General features: G+C 36.9%; 14 protein-coding genes, 1 tRNA gene and 1 other RNA gene. 6 read left to right on the top strand and 10 right to left on the bottom strand.

The window, feature by feature from the left end:
• Positions 1-233 precede the first annotated feature (233 nt).
• The 3 genes from metE to rpe are packed head-to-tail and all read left to right on the top strand — an operon-like array spanning position 234 to position 4936.
• Positions 234-2489, top strand: a complete 2256-nt coding sequence (metE, locus tag PWP26_RS07685; RefSeq protein WP_301399345.1) for a 5-methyltetrahydropteroyltriglutamate--homocysteine S-methyltransferase — start codon at positions 234-236, stop codon at positions 2487-2489.
• Between the two features lie 31 nt (positions 2490-2520).
• On the top strand, positions 2521-4266 hold the full coding sequence (locus PWP26_RS07680) for a hypothetical protein (RefSeq protein ID WP_301399344.1): 1746 nt from the start codon (positions 2521-2523) through the stop codon (positions 4264-4266).
• A 13-nt stretch (positions 4267-4279) separates the two neighbouring features.
• A complete protein-coding gene (rpe, locus tag PWP26_RS07675) occupies positions 4280-4936 on the top strand; it encodes a ribulose-phosphate 3-epimerase (protein WP_273010484.1) in 657 nt (218 codons plus the stop codon).
• A 14-nt stretch (positions 4937-4950) separates the two neighbouring features.
• On the opposite strand, the gene PWP26_RS07670 is transcribed toward rpe, so the two are convergent.
• From PWP26_RS07670 to PWP26_RS07645, 6 genes are all read right to left on the bottom strand, one after another.
• The gene (locus PWP26_RS07670; protein WP_273010485.1) at positions 4951-5751 is read right to left on the bottom strand and encodes a RimK family alpha-L-glutamate ligase; all 801 of its coding nucleotides are present in this window, start codon (positions 5749-5751) and stop codon (positions 4951-4953) included.
• 4 nt (positions 5752-5755) lie between these two features.
• Complete coding sequence (locus PWP26_RS07665) at positions 5756-6025, bottom strand: hypothetical protein (RefSeq protein ID WP_273010486.1); 270 nt, start codon at positions 6023-6025, stop codon at positions 5756-5758.
• 11 nt (positions 6026-6036) lie between these two features.
• Positions 6037-7473, bottom strand: a complete 1437-nt coding sequence (locus PWP26_RS07660; RefSeq protein WP_301399343.1) for a M48 family metalloprotease — start codon at positions 7471-7473, stop codon at positions 6037-6039.
• A gap of 20 nt (positions 7474-7493) precedes the next feature.
• A tRNA-Sec gene (locus PWP26_RS07655) sits at positions 7494-7586 on the bottom strand.
• A gap of 20 nt (positions 7587-7606) precedes the next feature.
• Positions 7607-7703: signal recognition particle sRNA small type (ffs, locus tag PWP26_RS07650), an RNA gene on the bottom strand.
• 18 nt (positions 7704-7721) lie between these two features.
• Positions 7722-8171 carry a hotdog fold thioesterase gene (locus tag PWP26_RS07645; protein ID WP_038062286.1) on the bottom strand — a complete coding sequence of 150 codons (450 nt, stop codon included), beginning with the start codon at positions 8169-8171 and terminating at the stop codon, positions 7722-7724.
• A 550-nt stretch (positions 8172-8721) separates the two neighbouring features.
• Between PWP26_RS07645 and PWP26_RS07640 the strand changes: the two genes are divergently transcribed.
• Positions 8722-8973: a DUF2934 domain-containing protein gene (locus tag PWP26_RS07640; RefSeq protein ID WP_273019226.1), complete on the top strand. Its 252-nt coding sequence runs from the start codon at positions 8722-8724 to the stop codon at positions 8971-8973.
• 24 nt (positions 8974-8997) lie between these two features.
• Here the strand turns inward: PWP26_RS07640 and PWP26_RS07635 are convergent, their stop codons facing one another.
• The 4 genes from PWP26_RS07635 to PWP26_RS07620 all read right to left on the bottom strand — a co-directional run bounded on the left by PWP26_RS07635 (position 8998) and on the right by PWP26_RS07620 (position 12784).
• On the bottom strand, positions 8998-9207 hold the full coding sequence (locus PWP26_RS07635) for a heavy-metal-associated domain-containing protein (RefSeq protein ID WP_273019227.1): 210 nt from the start codon (positions 9205-9207) through the stop codon (positions 8998-9000).
• A gap of 23 nt (positions 9208-9230) precedes the next feature.
• On the bottom strand, positions 9231-11654 hold the full coding sequence (locus tag PWP26_RS07630) for a heavy metal translocating P-type ATPase (protein ID WP_301399342.1): 2424 nt from the start codon (positions 11652-11654) through the stop codon (positions 9231-9233).
• Positions 11655-11684: 30 nt separating this feature from the next.
• Positions 11685-12569, bottom strand: coding sequence for a DNA recombination protein RmuC (gene rmuC / locus PWP26_RS07625; protein WP_273019229.1), 885 nt, complete (start codon positions 12567-12569; stop codon positions 11685-11687).
• A gap of 68 nt (positions 12570-12637) precedes the next feature.
• The gene (locus tag PWP26_RS07620; RefSeq protein WP_156095586.1) at positions 12638-12784 is read right to left on the bottom strand and encodes a hypothetical protein; all 147 of its coding nucleotides are present in this window, start codon (positions 12782-12784) and stop codon (positions 12638-12640) included.
• A gap of 185 nt (positions 12785-12969) precedes the next feature.
• On the opposite strand from PWP26_RS07620, the gene PWP26_RS07615 reads away from it, so the two are divergent.
• Together PWP26_RS07615 and PWP26_RS07610 are read left to right on the top strand one after the other, a co-directional pair.
• Positions 12970-14112, top strand: a complete 1143-nt coding sequence (locus PWP26_RS07615; RefSeq protein WP_301399341.1) for an FIST C-terminal domain-containing protein — start codon at positions 12970-12972, stop codon at positions 14110-14112.
• The gene (locus tag PWP26_RS07610; protein WP_287568740.1) at positions 14109-14708 is read left to right on the top strand and encodes a GGDEF domain-containing protein; all 600 of its coding nucleotides are present in this window, start codon (positions 14109-14111) and stop codon (positions 14706-14708) included. Before PWP26_RS07615 ends, PWP26_RS07610 begins: the two co-directional genes overlap by 4 nt.
• The last annotated feature ends 195 nt before the right edge of the window (positions 14709-14903 follow it).

Raw genomic sequence — 14903 nt, 5'->3', positions numbered from 1 at the left:
CCTTGGGCTAAAGGCCAACAGCCTTTAGCCGACAGACCACTGGTGCCGAAAGGCACTGGGAAGGTGCGGCAAGTAGGTTGATCCGGAAGCCGGAAGACCTATCCAGCCTCTAAAAACCTCGAGGGGGGTATATCTATGACTAAAACACCACCTTAAAATCATTTTATCTCCGTTCATCTTTATCTATCCAGATTTTTAAATCTCTAAACACCAAAATTGCAGGAGGGATGATTATGCAAACTTTGGCTTATGGTTTTCCCAAGTTAGGGAAAAAAAGGGAATTTAAGCAATTGCTTGAAAACTTTTGGAAAGGAACCCTTGAAGAAGAGGCTTTTTACGAAGGAATTAACAACCTAAAATTAGAAAGAGCTAAAATTTATCAAAAAAACGTGGACCTTTTCCCTTCCAACGAACTTTCTCTATACGACTTTATCCTCGATACTGCCATAATGGTGGGTGCTATTCCAGGTAGATTTCAACCTTATCAGGGTCTTAAAACTTATTTTGAAATGGCTAAAGGTAAACAAGCCCTTGAGCTTACCAAATGGTTTAACACCAACTATCATTATCTTGTCCCAGAGATAGAAACCAAAGATTTTTCCCTTTTTGAAAACTTTCCGCTTAAAGACTTTCTTTTTTATCAGAATTTTGGGGTTAACACCCTCCCTAAGTTAGTAGGTCCCTTTACCTTTTTAAAATTAGCCAAACTGGTTAAAACTTCTTCAGAAGGGATAACCGTAGAAAAAATCACCGATTCCAAGGTTTTTGAAGAAATTTTAGAACATCTTGTCCCGGTTTATCAAGAAATTCTTAAGACTCTTAAGGAGGTTGGACCCCAAGCTGTTTTGATTGAAGAGCCAGCGTTAGTGATGGATTTGGAACCTTGGGAATGGAAGTTGGTTAAAAAGGTTTACGAAAAGCTTTCAGGTTTTACAGACCTTTGGGTCTTAACCTACTATGACAGTGTTTCTGATTACCAGGCTTTTATAGATTTACCGGTTAAAGGGTTAGGTTTGGACCTGGTGTCTAATGCAGAAAACTTTAACAACCTAAAACAACTTGGGTTCCCAGAGGACAAGATACTTATAGCTGGTATCATCAACGGAAGGCAGGTCTGGAGGGCTAATTTAGAGGCTAAACTTAGAGAAATAGAATTTCTCTTGAAGATCAATCAAAATTTAGTGATAACCAATTCATGTCCGCTGTTTCATCTCCCGGTTTCTTTAGAAGGAGAAGACCTCCTACCTATAGAACTTAAAAATAAACTCGCCTTTGCTGAAGAAAAATTAACAGAGCTAAATCTCCTAAAAAGAGGCGTAGAAGGAGACTTAGAGGCCTTAGGTTTGATAGCTGAGTCTAAAGACAAACTACAGGTCTCTTTTGGTCAAAACGAAGAGGTAAAAGCTAGAATTTCTAATCTTACAGAACAAGACTTTATCCGAGACCTTCCCTATCAGGAAAGGATAAAACTTCAACAACAACGCCTTAACCTTCCTATTTTCCCCACAACTACCATAGGGTCTTTTCCTCAAACAGAAGAAGTAAGGAGGATGCGTGCTAAGTTTAACAAAAGAGAAATAAGCCTCGATGAGTATAAAGATTTTATCCGGCAAAAAATAGCCGAGGTTATTAAACTACAGGAAGAGCTTGGGCTTGATGTTTTGGTCCATGGAGAGTTTGAAAGAACTGACATGGTAGAATTTTTTGCCCAAAAATTAGAAGGGATTGCTACTACTAAGGAAGGATGGGTACTTTCCTATGGGTCAAGGGTTTATCGTCCTCCTATTATCTATGGAGATGTGTGGCGAAAAGAGCCTATGACGTTAGAAGAAATTACCTATGCTCAGAGTCTTACCCAAAAACCGGTAAAAGGAATGCTTACTGGTCCGGTTACCATCTTAAACTGGAGTTACTACCGTGAAGACCTCCCTAAAGAGCAGATAGCCTATCAAATAGCCCTTGCCTTGTTTGACGAGGTTAAAGACTTAGAAAAGGCTGGGATAAAAATTATCCAGATAGACGAACCAGCTTTTAGAGAAGGTGCTCCTATTAAAAGAAAAGACTGGGATAGCTACTTTACCTGGGCGGTAAAGGCCTTTAGACTGTGTGCTAAGGCCCTTCCAGAAACTCAAATCCATACCCATATGTGCTATTCAGAGTTTAACGAAATCATCTCCTACATCGCTGCAATGGATTTTGACGTCATTTCTATAGAAGCCTCAAGAAGCAAAGGAGAAATTATCGAGGCCTTTGAAACCTTCTCAGGTTGGGATAGACAAGTAGGCCTTGGGGTTTATGACATCCATTCCCCAGCCATACCAGATAAAGAAGAAATGAAAGCAATCGTCAAAAGAGCCTTAAAAATCCTTCCCAAAGAACTCTTATGGATAAACCCAGACTGTGGTCTAAAAACCAGAAAATGGGAAGAGGTAATACCTGCCCTTAAAAACATGGTAGAGGTAGCTCAAGAACTAAGACAAGAAGTTTGATTTTAGGGTTTTTGTGGTATGATAAAAATTAATGCGGGTAGCCGTTCACATAACCCATGAAGCCTTGTATAAAATAGGGGGGATAGGAGAGGTAATAAACAACCTGTGCACCTCTCCTTCCTACCTATCATACTTTGATAAAACCCTTCTCTACGGGCCTCTTTTCGAATATCTGGGTTCTCCAAGCAGCCGTTTGGGAAAAGATGGAATAGTTTTTTATAGTAGCAAAGATAACTACGATACAGGACATTTTGGAATACAATTTAATCCTATTTTGGAAAAATATAACATAGATGTGGTTTATGGGAAAAGGAGGGTGGTTAATGAGCTAAACCCTAAAAATAAAGTCACGGTAGACATACTTCTTGTAGATATAACTCATATAAAAAAAGAGATTGTCAACTTCTATAAGTACCTCTTCTGGGAAAAATTTGGTTTGGCTTCAGACCGTTATGAAGCAGACTGGGATTATGAACAGTACTTTAGGATTGCCCTTCCTTTTTTAGATTTAATAAACCTGCTTTTTCCCTCAGCTAAAGAATTAGTGTTTTTTGGACATGAATACATGGGTATGCCATCCCTTTTAAGTGTAGAGCTTCATCCTGATTATCATCCTCAAAAACACAAAAGGATTTTTTATGCCCACGAGGTAGCACCAGTAAGAAGGTTGGTAGAAAACTTAGGTGGAGGAGACATAAGTTTTTATAACATCCTTAAAAAAGCTAAAGAAGAAAATCTTTCTTTAGAAGATGTCTTTGGGCCTCAAGATGACTGGTATAGAACCCCTCTGGTTAAGCTTGCACAAAGGGTTGACTCCGTGTTTGCGGTTAGCGATTGGGTGGTAGAAGAATATCTTTTTTTATGCCCAGAAACAGAAAAACAAAAAGTAAAATTAGTCTATAACGGGATTTCTTCAGACCATATAGATTTTGACAGAAAAGAAATCTCTAAAGAAAAGATAGGTAAATGGCTTAGTTGTTATTATGGTTTTGTCCCTGACATTTTGATTACTCATGTTTGTCGTTTAGTTAAGAGTAAAGGTGTATGGAGGGATTTTATCCTTCTAAGCTATTTAGACGAACTTTTTATTAAACATAACCTTAAAGGAGTTTACATCTTACTTTCTTCTTTAGTAGTCCAAGGAAGGCCCCCTCATGAAGTAGAAAAAATGGTAAAATCTTATCCTTGGCCGTTTGAACATCGAGAGGGATGGCCTGACCTTATCGGATACGAAATAGAGATTTACCGCTGGGTAGAGCAGTTTAATAAAACCTCTAAAAACTTAAAAGCCCTTTTTATCAACCAGGTAGGTTTTTCTAACTATAAATGTCCTTTTATGGGAAAGGATGCCTTAGAAACGATAGACTTAAGGCTTGCCTCTGACCTTGAGCTGGGAATGTCTATTTATGAACCTTTTGGTATAGCCCACATCGAGGTACTTCCTTTTGGTGGACTTGCTGTTCCTTCTACCTCTTGTGGGGTGTATTTCTTTCTTGAAAAAACCTTTGAAAAAGATTTCAAGCCCTTTTATGGAGTTGATTTTATTTCGGTAGGAGAAAAATTTAGTTTATCCAGACTAAAAAACTTGACTGATGAGCAAAGAATTGGGTTAGAAGAATTTGTTTTGGCAAGTAAAGCAGAAGAAATTTTTGCTAAAATACCTAAAAACCGGCAAGAAAGAGAAATCCTTGCCAAAAAAGCCGAAGAATACAAAAATAAACTCAGCTGGGAAAAAATAGTAAAGGAGTTTTTATTAGAAAATCTAAAAACCTTGTAGAACTGGAGAAAATATGGTTTTAATAGCTCCTTCTATCTTGTCGGCTGATTTTAAAAGACTGGGAGAAGAGGTAAAACTGGCAGAAGAGGCAGGAGCAGACCTTATCCACGTAGATGTTATGGATGGTCAATTTGTGCCAAACATTACCATAGGCCCCCTTGTAGTAGAGGCTGTAAAAAACTCCACCAACCTTCCTCTTGACGTACACCTGATGATCGTGTCTCCTGAACGCTATGTAAATGATTTTGTAAAAGCTGGGGCAGACTATCTGGTAGTTCATGTTGAGGCCTCTATACACCTCCATCGCACGGTGTGGCAGATTAAAGAGGCAGGGGCTAAGGCTGGAGTAGCGCTAAACCCTGCAACGCCTCTTTCTCTGATAGAAGACCTCTTAGAAGATTTGGATCTACTGCTTATCATGTCGGTAAACCCAGGGTTTGGAGGGCAAAAGTTTATTCCCTTTTGCCTGAAAAAAATAAAAAAGGCTAAAACTCTGATAAAAGAAAAAGGGCTAAATACCCTGTTAGAGGTTGACGGAGGAGTAAAACTTGAAAACGCAAAAAAGATTGCTGACGCCGGGGCAGATATATTAGTCATGGGGTCAGCCTTTTTTGGGGCTAAAGATTATAAGAGTTTCATGAAAGCCCTTAAAGTTGAACTCTCTAAATAAGTTTTTAAGAAATCCTAAGGCATAAGATAAAGAACCGGGTTATAGGTTTTTTCCCAATTTTTATAAAATTCTTGATGGATGGTGCTTATGATTTCATTATATTTCTCTGTAGAAAGTTTAGCCCCTTTAATTCCACCTTTAAGGTTGATCTCAGAAAGATAGGGTCCCTCTTCATCTATATAAATAAGGTCAAGGTGAGCATATGGAAATTTTCCTCTTTCCATCACTTTATGACAAAAAGAGATCTCCTCATCAGAAAGTTGATAAGGGACTGCAATACCACCCCAAAAAATGTTTTTTCTAAAATTAAGTTCATTCTTTCTTTCATAGGCTTCTACGTAAAAATTTCCCAAAATAATCACCCGGATGTCCCGGATGTTAGGGAAAAAGGGTTGTAAAACAAAAGGGAAAGGTAAAACCTGAGTGCCTGCTACGTTAAAAATCTCTTCCAAAGAATTCCACAGTTTTACTCCTAAACCACAGTTTGCCTGATCGTCTTTGGTGATAAACTTGGTAAACCCTTCCCCGCGAGAAAGTTTAGCCAAACTTGCAAGAAGAGAAGATTTATCTCTGATTACAAAAGTAAAGGGAAGCATAAAATCTCTTAAAATCTCAGCCTGAAGGGTTTTAGAACTGCATAAAAGCTGACTTAAAAAAGACGGAAAAGCCTCTACTTTTCGGTATATGAGGTCTGCAACAAGCCCGTGTTCTTCCCTTTTTAAAGGTAGTCTTATCCCGACAAGGTCTCCTTCTTTTAGTTCAGAAAAATGTTTTCTAAAGGCTTGATAGCTTAAAATGATATAATAGGGACGCATACTTTTATTTATTTCTCAGTTGAGTAAGTTCGGTATTACAGTTAGCACAGAAAAACTTAACCGGGCCTAACACCTCAATTTCTTCTTCTATCGCCTCTAAACTTCCGTCTTCGTTTTGCAGGTAATAAATAAAGATGGTTGCGTTTTCAATCACCTCATAGAAATCTTCACTGTTTTGACAGTTAGGGCAAACTATTTTTTCCCTGTATAAAATCTTAAACGGCTTTTTAATCTTGATACTGTGCTTTCTGATAGAAGAAAAATTTTCTGCCATCAACCACCCTCTTACTTTTTGTTTTTTATTTGTGCTATGTTTTTTTCAGCCTCTAAATACATTTTATCTGTTTTAGATAAAAAAGAAAGGGCTTTTTCGTAGTGATAAAGGGCTGGTTTTAGATCCCCTTTAAGCTGGTAATGTTTACCAAAATAAAAATGGGCCTCTCCCATCTTGTTAAGTTGAGAGGCAACCTTACCCAAGTTATAAAAAAAGTATGGGTCATAATTAAGAGCCTGCAGGTTTAAAAGTTTTTGCATAATACCATAAGCCTGTTGAGGATCCCCTGTTTCTGTTAAGGCTAAAGCTCTTAGATACTCTAATTTAGTAAAATAAATCTTTTCATAGGGTTTAGAAGGAGTAAAAGAAGGGATTTGGGTTAAAATCTTTAAGGCTTGTTCAGGTTCTCCTGAGGCTAAATATATTTCGGCTAAGTCTAAAAGAAAATAGGTTTTAAAAGGAAGCTCCTGCAAGGCCTTAACCAGCTCAACCAGGGCCTCTTTAAAATATCTTTGTTCCTTTAGCGCCAAAGCTAAGGTGTATCTTATCCAGGGGGCGTTCTTTTCTTTGAGGACTGCCCTCAGGTTGGTTATCCAAGATGCCAGGTCTTTCTTTTTAGAAAGAACCTGAGCTCTGATAACCAGTCTTTTAAAATAATCTGGATCTTGGGCAACCAAAGACCTAGGAGATTGATCAGAGGTATACCTCTCAGCAAGGCTGATAAGATAGGCCACTCTTTCTTGAGGCAACGGGTGGGTTAAAAGATATTTATACTCAAGCTCTATGGCTAAGTTACCTTGTTTAGAAAGTCTTTCCATAACCGTTGCCATACCCCAGGGATTATAGTTAGCTTTGGTTATGATTTGAAAACCGGTTCTATCAGCCTCTTCTTCGTCAGCCCGACTGTAGGCAAGAAGTTTGGTTTGAGCGATAGCCGCTGAGGCTATGTTTAGAGCTGCGGCTTTTTCACCTCCAAGAAGTAGGCCTGCTAACGTGGCTGCCGTAACTAATACTTGCATTTTTTTTATGTCTTCGATCCTTCTTGCGATATGCCGACATAGGTTATGAGCCATTTCGTGTGCCATAATCCCGGCAAGTTCGTCTTCAGACTCGATGCTGTTAAAAATACCAGAGTTGATAAAAATATATCCTCCAGGTACAGAAAAGGCATTAAAACTGGAATCATTGATTAGAAAAAACTTGAATTCAAACGGAGAAAAGGTTACACCTTGTTTTTTAAGAACCTCTCCTATGGTGTTGATGTAGAGGTTTAACTCTAAATCATCTATAAACTCGACTTCTTTGACAAGCTCAGCCAAAACCTCTTTACCGATTTTTTCTTCCTCTTCTAAGGAAATAAGGGCTTGAGCTATCTGCGGAGGAAACACCAGAAGAAAAATTAAAAATAAACTTAGAAGATGCAGTTTTGTCTTAAAGAAAAAAGACATTTTATTTTATAAAGGTTCTTTGGCGGAGGCGTATGGGAATTGAACCCACCCACCCCTTTTGGGGGCGCACCGGGTTTGAAGCCCGGGAGAGGCACCAGCCTCCTCACGCCTCCTTATTTTAATTCAAAAAAGGGGCTATTGGGGACCTGCGGCACCCGGAGAGCCTGGCTACCGTTGCTCCCTTTCGGGCCTGGCGGGGTTCACCAGGATCCGTCGCACAGGCCCCAATAGCCTTAGATTAAAATATACTACATTTTTTCAGATATTAAACCCCTTAAGTCCTCCTCTTTCCGGTAAACCTGCCCAGTAAAAATTGCAACCAACCTGCCTTTTTCTTTCTCAAAAACCTTTACCTCATAAACTCCTGTCCTCTTAGTAAGACTTAACTCCTTAGCCTCAGCATAAAGATACTCTCCTACCTTAGCAGAAGAAGGGAAATAGATGGAAGAAGAAATAGCTAAAGCCAACTTTCCGTGAGAATTTGAAGCAACGGCAAAAGCAAAATCTGCCAAAGAAAAAATAGCTCCACCCTGACACACTCCAGCTGCATTAAGCATGTCTTCTCTAACCTTCATCCCTATTAACGCATACCCAAGGTCTACCTCTATCAAATCTACCTCTAACCAAACGGCAACCCTGTCATGCTCTCTCATAAACTTAGCAATTTTCCAGACCTGTTCTTTTCTCGAAGCTTCCATCTTTTTACCTCTCAATTTTGTTGAATTTTTACTCTACTAAAAGCCCACTTCTTCCCTAACTTTAAACTCATTAACCCTTTTGTCAAACCCTTTTAACCTGCTCTTGTAAGTCCAAAATTAAAATGTCATATATTATTCTAAAGTTTAAATGTAACAAAATTATACTTTAATTGTGTCTACCAATGTGGGGGTAAAAGACCTCCCTCCTAAAATTAGATATTTTTCAACAATACCAAATATACCACTTTGCAAACTGAATCCACCCCTGAAAATACCTATATCATCTTAGCCCTCATCAAGATATCCTTCATTAGCCACTCTAATTGATTAATTATAAACAAACCTTCTAACCTTCTTCTTAATTTTGAGTTTAACTTTATCATTTTTACCAGGAGGGGAGAGCCCCTTAACCCTAAAATTTTAACCCTAAAATCTAGACACAATTAATGAAACACTATCTTTTTTTCCAGGTTATTTCTATTGATTTTAAAAATAATGTTTTTAAAATATTTTATACATAAATAAACAAATTTTACCACCGGAGGCAAGTATGGATAGAAAGGCCTTAGAAGAGGAAATCAGAAAGGTAGCTTATGAGCTTTATGTAAAAAGTGGATGTATTCCTGGTAGGGACTTAGACAACTGGTTAGAGGCTGAAAGGATCGTTTTAGAAAAGTATGGCTTAATTTCTAAGGAAGGTCCTCAAGAAACAAGCCCCTCTTCAGCCTGTGAAACCCAACCTAAAACCAAGGTAAGATGCAGAAAAAAGACCGAAGAAAGTTCTGCTACCAAAGGTAGATGAAAGAAAAAAGGATAATCTTTTTCCTTATTCCACCACTTTATATCCGAGCTTTTCTATAGCCTGGGAAACTGCGTTTAAGTCCATTTCTTTAAGAGACTTTAAGGTTACCTCTTTGTTGTTTCTGTCTGCTTTAACAAAAATAAGGTCTGGAAACATCTTTTTGAGCCCATTTTCTATGGTCATTTCACAATGAGGACAGGTCATTCCTTCCACTTTTAAGCTATAGGTCTTCATCTACTCTCCCTCCTGCTGAAATTTTATAGTTTTACCTTTTTTAAACTTAAGGAATTTATAAGCACAAAAAGTGAACTAAAAGCCATAGCCCCTGAGGCAAAAACTGGCTTTAAAAGAAGTCCTGAGAAAGGATAAAGCACCCCTGCAGCCACAGGAATAAGAATAAGGTTATAAAAGAAGGCCCAGAAGAAATTTTGTTTTATCTTTTTATAGGTTATTTCAGATAATCTAAGGGCTTTTAAAAGATCTCTCAGGTCGTTTTTTATCAAAATAAGGTCTGCGGTAGCAGAGGCAACCTCTGTGCCTGACCCTATAGCCACACCTAAGTGAGCTTTAGCTAAGGCTGGAGCGTCATTTACCCCATCTCCTACCATAGAAACAATATTTCCCTTTTCTCTTAATTCTTCTATTTTTAATGCCTTTTCCTGAGGCAAAACCTCAGCCCAAACCTCATCAACCTCAAGTTTTTTAGCCACCTCTTTAGCTGTCTGCCAGGCATCTCCTGTGAGCAACCCTACCTTAATACCTTTTTTCTTAAGGATTTGCAACACCTCCAAGGCCTCTTCCTTAACCTTATCCTCAAACCAAAAAGCAGAACAAAGCCTTCCGTCTACAGCTACCAGCACATAAGAAATTCCTTCTATGTTACCTTCGCTTAAAAATCGCTCAAACTCATCTAAAGCTAAGCCAGCCTCTTCCATAAACCGTCTATTCCCAACCAATACCTCTTTACCTTTTAATTGGGCTACCACCCCTTTTCCAGGCAAATAGTAAAATTCATCAGGTTCTTCCACCTTTAACCCTCTTTTTCTGGCAAACTCTACCAGAGCCTTTCCAAAGGGATGCTCTGAATTCTTTTCCGCAGAAGCGGCAAAAAAGATAGCCTCTTCCTCAGAACAGCCTGAGAAAACTTCCATCTTCTTAACCACCGGCTGCCCATAGGTAAGGGTACCTGTTTTATCAAATACTACATAATTTAGCCGGTTTGCATACTCTAAAGCTTCAGGGTTTTTGATAAGGATGTTTTCTTCTGCAGCTTTTCCTGTAGCCACCGCAATAGCTGTCGGGGTAGCAAGACCTAAAGCACAAGGACAGGCTACTACCAGAACGGAAATAGCATTCATTAAGCTAAAGGTTAGTCCATATCCTAACCCAAACCATACCAGAAAAGTAACCAGCGCAATCGCTATGACCAAAGGCACAAACACAGAGGCTATCCTGTCGGCAAGTTTCTGTATGGCAGGTTTGGTAGCCTGAGCCTCTCTAACCAATTTTATGATGTGAGCTAAGACTGTATCTTTCCCTACATGGGTTACCCTTACTTTAAAACTTCCTGTAAGGTTTACTGTGCCTCCTATAACCTTATCCCCTACCCTTTTTTCTACAGGCAAACTTTCTCCAGTAATCACAGCCTGGTCTACCAACCCTATACCTTCTACAATTTCTCCGTCTACCGGAAATCTTTCTCCAGGTTTAACCAAGACCAGGTATCCTACTTGAACCTCTTTTATAGAAACCTCTTTTTCCATGTTGTCCTTGATAATCCTGGCTTTTGATGGCTGAAGAGAGGCAAGTTTTTTGATAGCCTCTGTAGTTTTATATTTTGCCTTTGCCTCAAGGAACCGTCCAAAAAGGATAAGGGTAATGATTACCGCTGCTGTCTCATAATAAACCTGAGGAGTCTGCCCAGAGGCTAAGAAAACTTGAGGGAAAAAGGTTGCTACAAAACTATATAAATACGCTGCTCCTGCTCCAAGGGCAATCAAGGTGTTCATGTCAAAAGAAAGATGCCTAAGCCCTTTGGCTGCAGCCTTAAAAAACCTACTACCTCCGTAAAATAGCACTGGAGTTGTCAAACCAAAAAGCACATAGTTAAAAACCTTTCTTTTCCCAACATGCCCCAAAACATGGGTTACCATGTCTAAAAGGATAAAACCTGTGAGTATCGCACTAATTAAAAATTTTTTCTTTAACTCCTGTTCTTCTCTTTTTCTAAAGACCTCTTCATAGAGTTCTACCTCTCCTTGCAAGACAACTGCCTGATCATAACCTAAGCTGGCAAGTCTTTTTTTGAGGTCTTCTGGTTCTACCAGAGTAGGGACATAGTCTAAAGTCAGCTCTTCTGTTGCCTGGTTGGCTGAAGCTTCTACCACACCTAAAACCTTTAAAAGTTCTTTCTCGATTTTTTTAGGGTCTCCTAAGGATAATCCTTCTATCTTAAAAACCACCCGCTGAACCCCTAAATCATACCCTCCTTTTTGTAGTGCCTTCCTTATAGCCTTTAAATCAAGACGTTTTTCTTCTTCAACCTCTAAAGTTGCCTTTTCTGTGATCAAGTTTACCGTTGCTTGTTTTATGCCAGGAACCTTCAAAAGCAGGTCAGTAACCCTTTTAACACAGGCAGCACAGGTCATCCCTATGATAGGAATTTCCAAAACTTTTTCCAAGATACCTCCTTCTCACCTAAAAATTTTACCTTAAACAGAGCTTATTTTGGTTTTTTCTAACTCTCTTTTTAAGAAGAAAAGATTATTTCTAACCCGATGAGATAGATTTTCCACCGAGCGAAGTTCTTTAAAAAGTTGTTCTATGTCCTTTTCCATTTCATATAGTCCTTTCTCTAACTTTACTATAAATCCAGAAAAATCTGAAGCCTCTATCACCTGTCCAAACCTTTCCCAAAAGAAAAACACAAACATCAAAAAAGACAAAAGTAAACCATAAGGCACAAGGATGACTTTATCTTTTTCTAACTCCTCTAACAGTTTGGACTTACAAAAATCATAAATCCTGTCAGGGACAGTCATTACGGCAAATCCCACAGACTTTTCGTCTTTAGTATAAGTTATGATCTCTTTAGCCCTTTTCTTAATCCTTTTTATAACCTCTTTTAACTCTTCTTCAGTAAGCTCTTCTTTAGTAAGAATCTCTGGAGAAGTAACCTTTGAATCTATAGGTAAATACTTCCCGTCTTTTAAAACAAAGGCAAACTCAACCTCCGACGCCCCCATCTTAAGATTTCTGACAAGTAGATTGGGAGGTAAAAGAGCTAAAACTTCTTCTACAGCCCTTTCCCCAGCTTTACCTGACTTCCTACTTAAAAATATAGCGTTAAGCTTAGCTACATCCTCACTTAAACCCTTAAGCACCTCTTCTGCTATGTATAGTTTGGTAAGGTCCTTTTTAATCTCCTGGAGGTCAGACATCCTTTCTTTGACTGAAAATAATGGCTCTGAGATGTTTTCTAACCTTTGTTGAACCCAGGAAAATCTTTCGTCTACGTATTTTCTTAAGTTAGCATAAAAATACCAGAAAACCCCCACCAACCCAACAAAAAATATCACCAACCAGAGGTAGTCCATATTCTATGATTTTACTTTATTAATAAATTAAAGCAATTAGGTTATAACGAGATAATACCAAAAAAGTTTTATTGCAAGCGTTGGTTATAATCTATTTCTGATGCACTGTATTCTGGGATTACTCCATCTATCTCAAGGACAGTATAGCTTATAGCCAGACCCTCAATACAATCGCCAAACAATCTTCTTATCGGAGTTAAAAACTTATAAACCAAGAATCTTAATAAAGAAAGGTTAGGGTTGAAATTATAGTTATAAGCTTTTTAGAAAGTTTGGAAAATAAAATTGTTGCAGGAAAAATAGCAAAGTACCATTTAATAACTCTTTAAATTTGGCGCCTTGCTCTATTTATTTACTATATTATAATGTTTGAGTTGATCCTTTCTTTAATTAAAAAGACATGAAAACACAAGTATTTAAAAGTCAAGAAAAAACCTTACTATTTGCATTAGAAGATATTAAGAATCAGATAGATAAAAATTTTGACAGCTATGATTTTTTAATCTTTGCTATATCTCCTGACTACCCATATATTGATATAAACTACTATATAAAAAAAGTTTTTAACACAGAAAAATACTTAGGGTTCCACGCTATTCACTCTTTTTGCGACACTGAAATAGTAGAAGGCATTTCTGTAGCTGTTATAAAATTTGAAAGAACTGGTAAAGTAGAAATTTTTTATTTAGAAGATATTGACGAGGACGATGCAGTTATAAAAACTGCAAACTATTTCAACTCAAATCCAGATAAGCTTCATATCGTTATCGGAGGATTAGGTAATAAAAAAAGATTTGGGACATTTATAGAAGAGGTATCTCAATTTATAAACTATCAACCAGTAAATAACATAATTGGAGGTGTATCTTCTGGACATAGAGATGCTAACGGAGAGGTTTTATCATATCAATTTGTTGATTCTAAAATCATAAAAAATGGTTTTGTAATTATAACACTTTCAAACATAGATTTTGCGATAGATATAGCCCTTGGGTTCAAACCTTATGGAGTTACTTACGAAATAAAAAAAGCTAAAGATTACAAACTGTACTTAGTAGATGATAATAGAAATTTTAGCGATATTACACGATCATTTATGAAGGGTATAGATAATTTTGATATAAGATATTTATGGTATATACCTATTTACATACTTGATGATGAAGAAGGATATGTAGCAACTCTCAGAACATTTAAAAAAGTTGCAAAAGATTATGTAGAGTTTTTCGGTCCAATAAAGGAAGGTCAAAAATTAAAACTTTCTTTTGCTACACCTGAAGAACTTCTAAAGGAAAATTTTAAAATTGCAAAAAAAGTAAAGGAAAGAATAGAATACTGTGAGATTTTATTTGACTTTTCTTGCACAGCAAGGCAATATGTATTAGAAGAAAGGCAAAGAGAAGAAATAGAAATTTATGTTTCAACTTTAAATAGTAATCTTTTTGGATTCTTTACCTTTGGAGAAATAGGGCCAGACAAACATTTTAAAAAACTAAAGTTTTATAATGAAACATCTATCTTGTTGGCGATGAAGGAAAGATGAGAGAGGAAATAAAAATAAGACTACTACAAAATCTTTTAGAAGAAATTACCAAAAAATATGATTCCATTTTATCTTTAAAAGAACAAAAATTAAAAGATACTTATTTAATGGCTATCAAAGATGAACTTACAGGGTTGTATAACAGATATTATCTTAAAGATTATTTAGCAAAATTGATTGAAAAATTAAAAAGAAACAAAAACAATAAACTTTTTCTTATATTTATAGACCTTGACAACTTTAAACTGATTAATGATACATATGGACATAACAAGGGTGATAACGTTTTAAAAGAAGTGGCTGAGATATTAACTGCAAATTTTAGAAAATATGACATCATATCAAGATATGGTGGAGATGAATTTATTGTATTATTGGAATCTAACGAAGACCCAACAAAAAGAATAAATGCTTTAAGGCAGAATATAGAGGAAATTTTCAAAGAGTTTAATCTATCTTTTAGTTATGGCATTTCAATCTTTCCTGATGATATAGAAAATATCAACATGCCAACTCAGGAAATAATAAAACTGTTAATAGAAATTGCCGACAAAAGAATGTATGAAGAAAAAACGAAAAAAGAAAAGGTTGTTTAAAACTAAAGCAATCAATATTTTCTTCAAGAAGCCCTCTTTCTGGATGATATAGAAAATTCATCTAAAATATGAAAAAATGTCTGATTACACTTAATATGGGAGTAGAATATAAATTGTGTCTTTTAATAAAATATTTTAGAGGCATAATAAAAATTTTTAATATTTTTTAAATTAATGATAACATAAAACCTAAAA

The sequence above is a fragment of the Thermodesulfobacterium sp. genome, assembly GCF_030445475.1.
In the GTDB taxonomy this organism is placed as follows: Bacteria; Desulfobacterota; Thermodesulfobacteria; order Thermodesulfobacteriales; family Thermodesulfobacteriaceae; genus Thermodesulfobacterium; species Thermodesulfobacterium commune.
This window is presented reverse-complemented; position numbering and strand designations above follow the sequence as displayed.

Excerpts from the sequence above, each read along its gene's own strand:
- rpe (WP_273010484.1), top strand. The coding sequence starts at position 4,280 with ATGGTTTTAATAGCTCCTTCTATCTTGTCGGCTGATTTTAAAAGACTG.
- PWP26_RS07635 (WP_273019227.1), bottom strand. The coding sequence starts at position 9,207 with ATGAAGACCTATAGCTTAAAAGTGGAAGGAATGACCTGTCCTCATTGT.
- PWP26_RS07615 (WP_301399341.1), top strand. The coding sequence starts at position 12,970 with ATGAAAACACAAGTATTTAAAAGTCAAGAAAAAACCTTACTATTTGCA.
- PWP26_RS07640 (WP_273019226.1), top strand. The coding sequence starts at position 8,722 with ATGGATAGAAAGGCCTTAGAAGAGGAAATCAGAAAGGTAGCTTATGAG.
- PWP26_RS07680 (WP_301399344.1), top strand. The coding sequence starts at position 2,521 with ATGCGGGTAGCCGTTCACATAACCCATGAAGCCTTGTATAAAATAGGG.
- PWP26_RS07610 (WP_287568740.1), top strand. The coding sequence starts at position 14,109 with ATGAGAGAGGAAATAAAAATAAGACTACTACAAAATCTTTTAGAAGAA.
- PWP26_RS07665 (WP_273010486.1), bottom strand. The coding sequence starts at position 6,025 with ATGGCAGAAAATTTTTCTTCTATCAGAAAGCACAGTATCAAGATTAAA.
- PWP26_RS07670 (WP_273010485.1), bottom strand. The coding sequence starts at position 5,751 with ATGCGTCCCTATTATATCATTTTAAGCTATCAAGCCTTTAGAAAACAT.
- metE (WP_301399345.1), top strand. The coding sequence starts at position 234 with ATGCAAACTTTGGCTTATGGTTTTCCCAAGTTAGGGAAAAAAAGGGAA.
- PWP26_RS07660 (WP_301399343.1), bottom strand. The coding sequence starts at position 7,473 with ATGTCTTTTTTCTTTAAGACAAAACTGCATCTTCTAAGTTTATTTTTA.
- rmuC (WP_273019229.1), bottom strand. The coding sequence starts at position 12,569 with ATGGACTACCTCTGGTTGGTGATATTTTTTGTTGGGTTGGTGGGGGTT.
- PWP26_RS07645 (WP_038062286.1), bottom strand. The coding sequence starts at position 8,171 with ATGGAAGCTTCGAGAAAAGAACAGGTCTGGAAAATTGCTAAGTTTATG.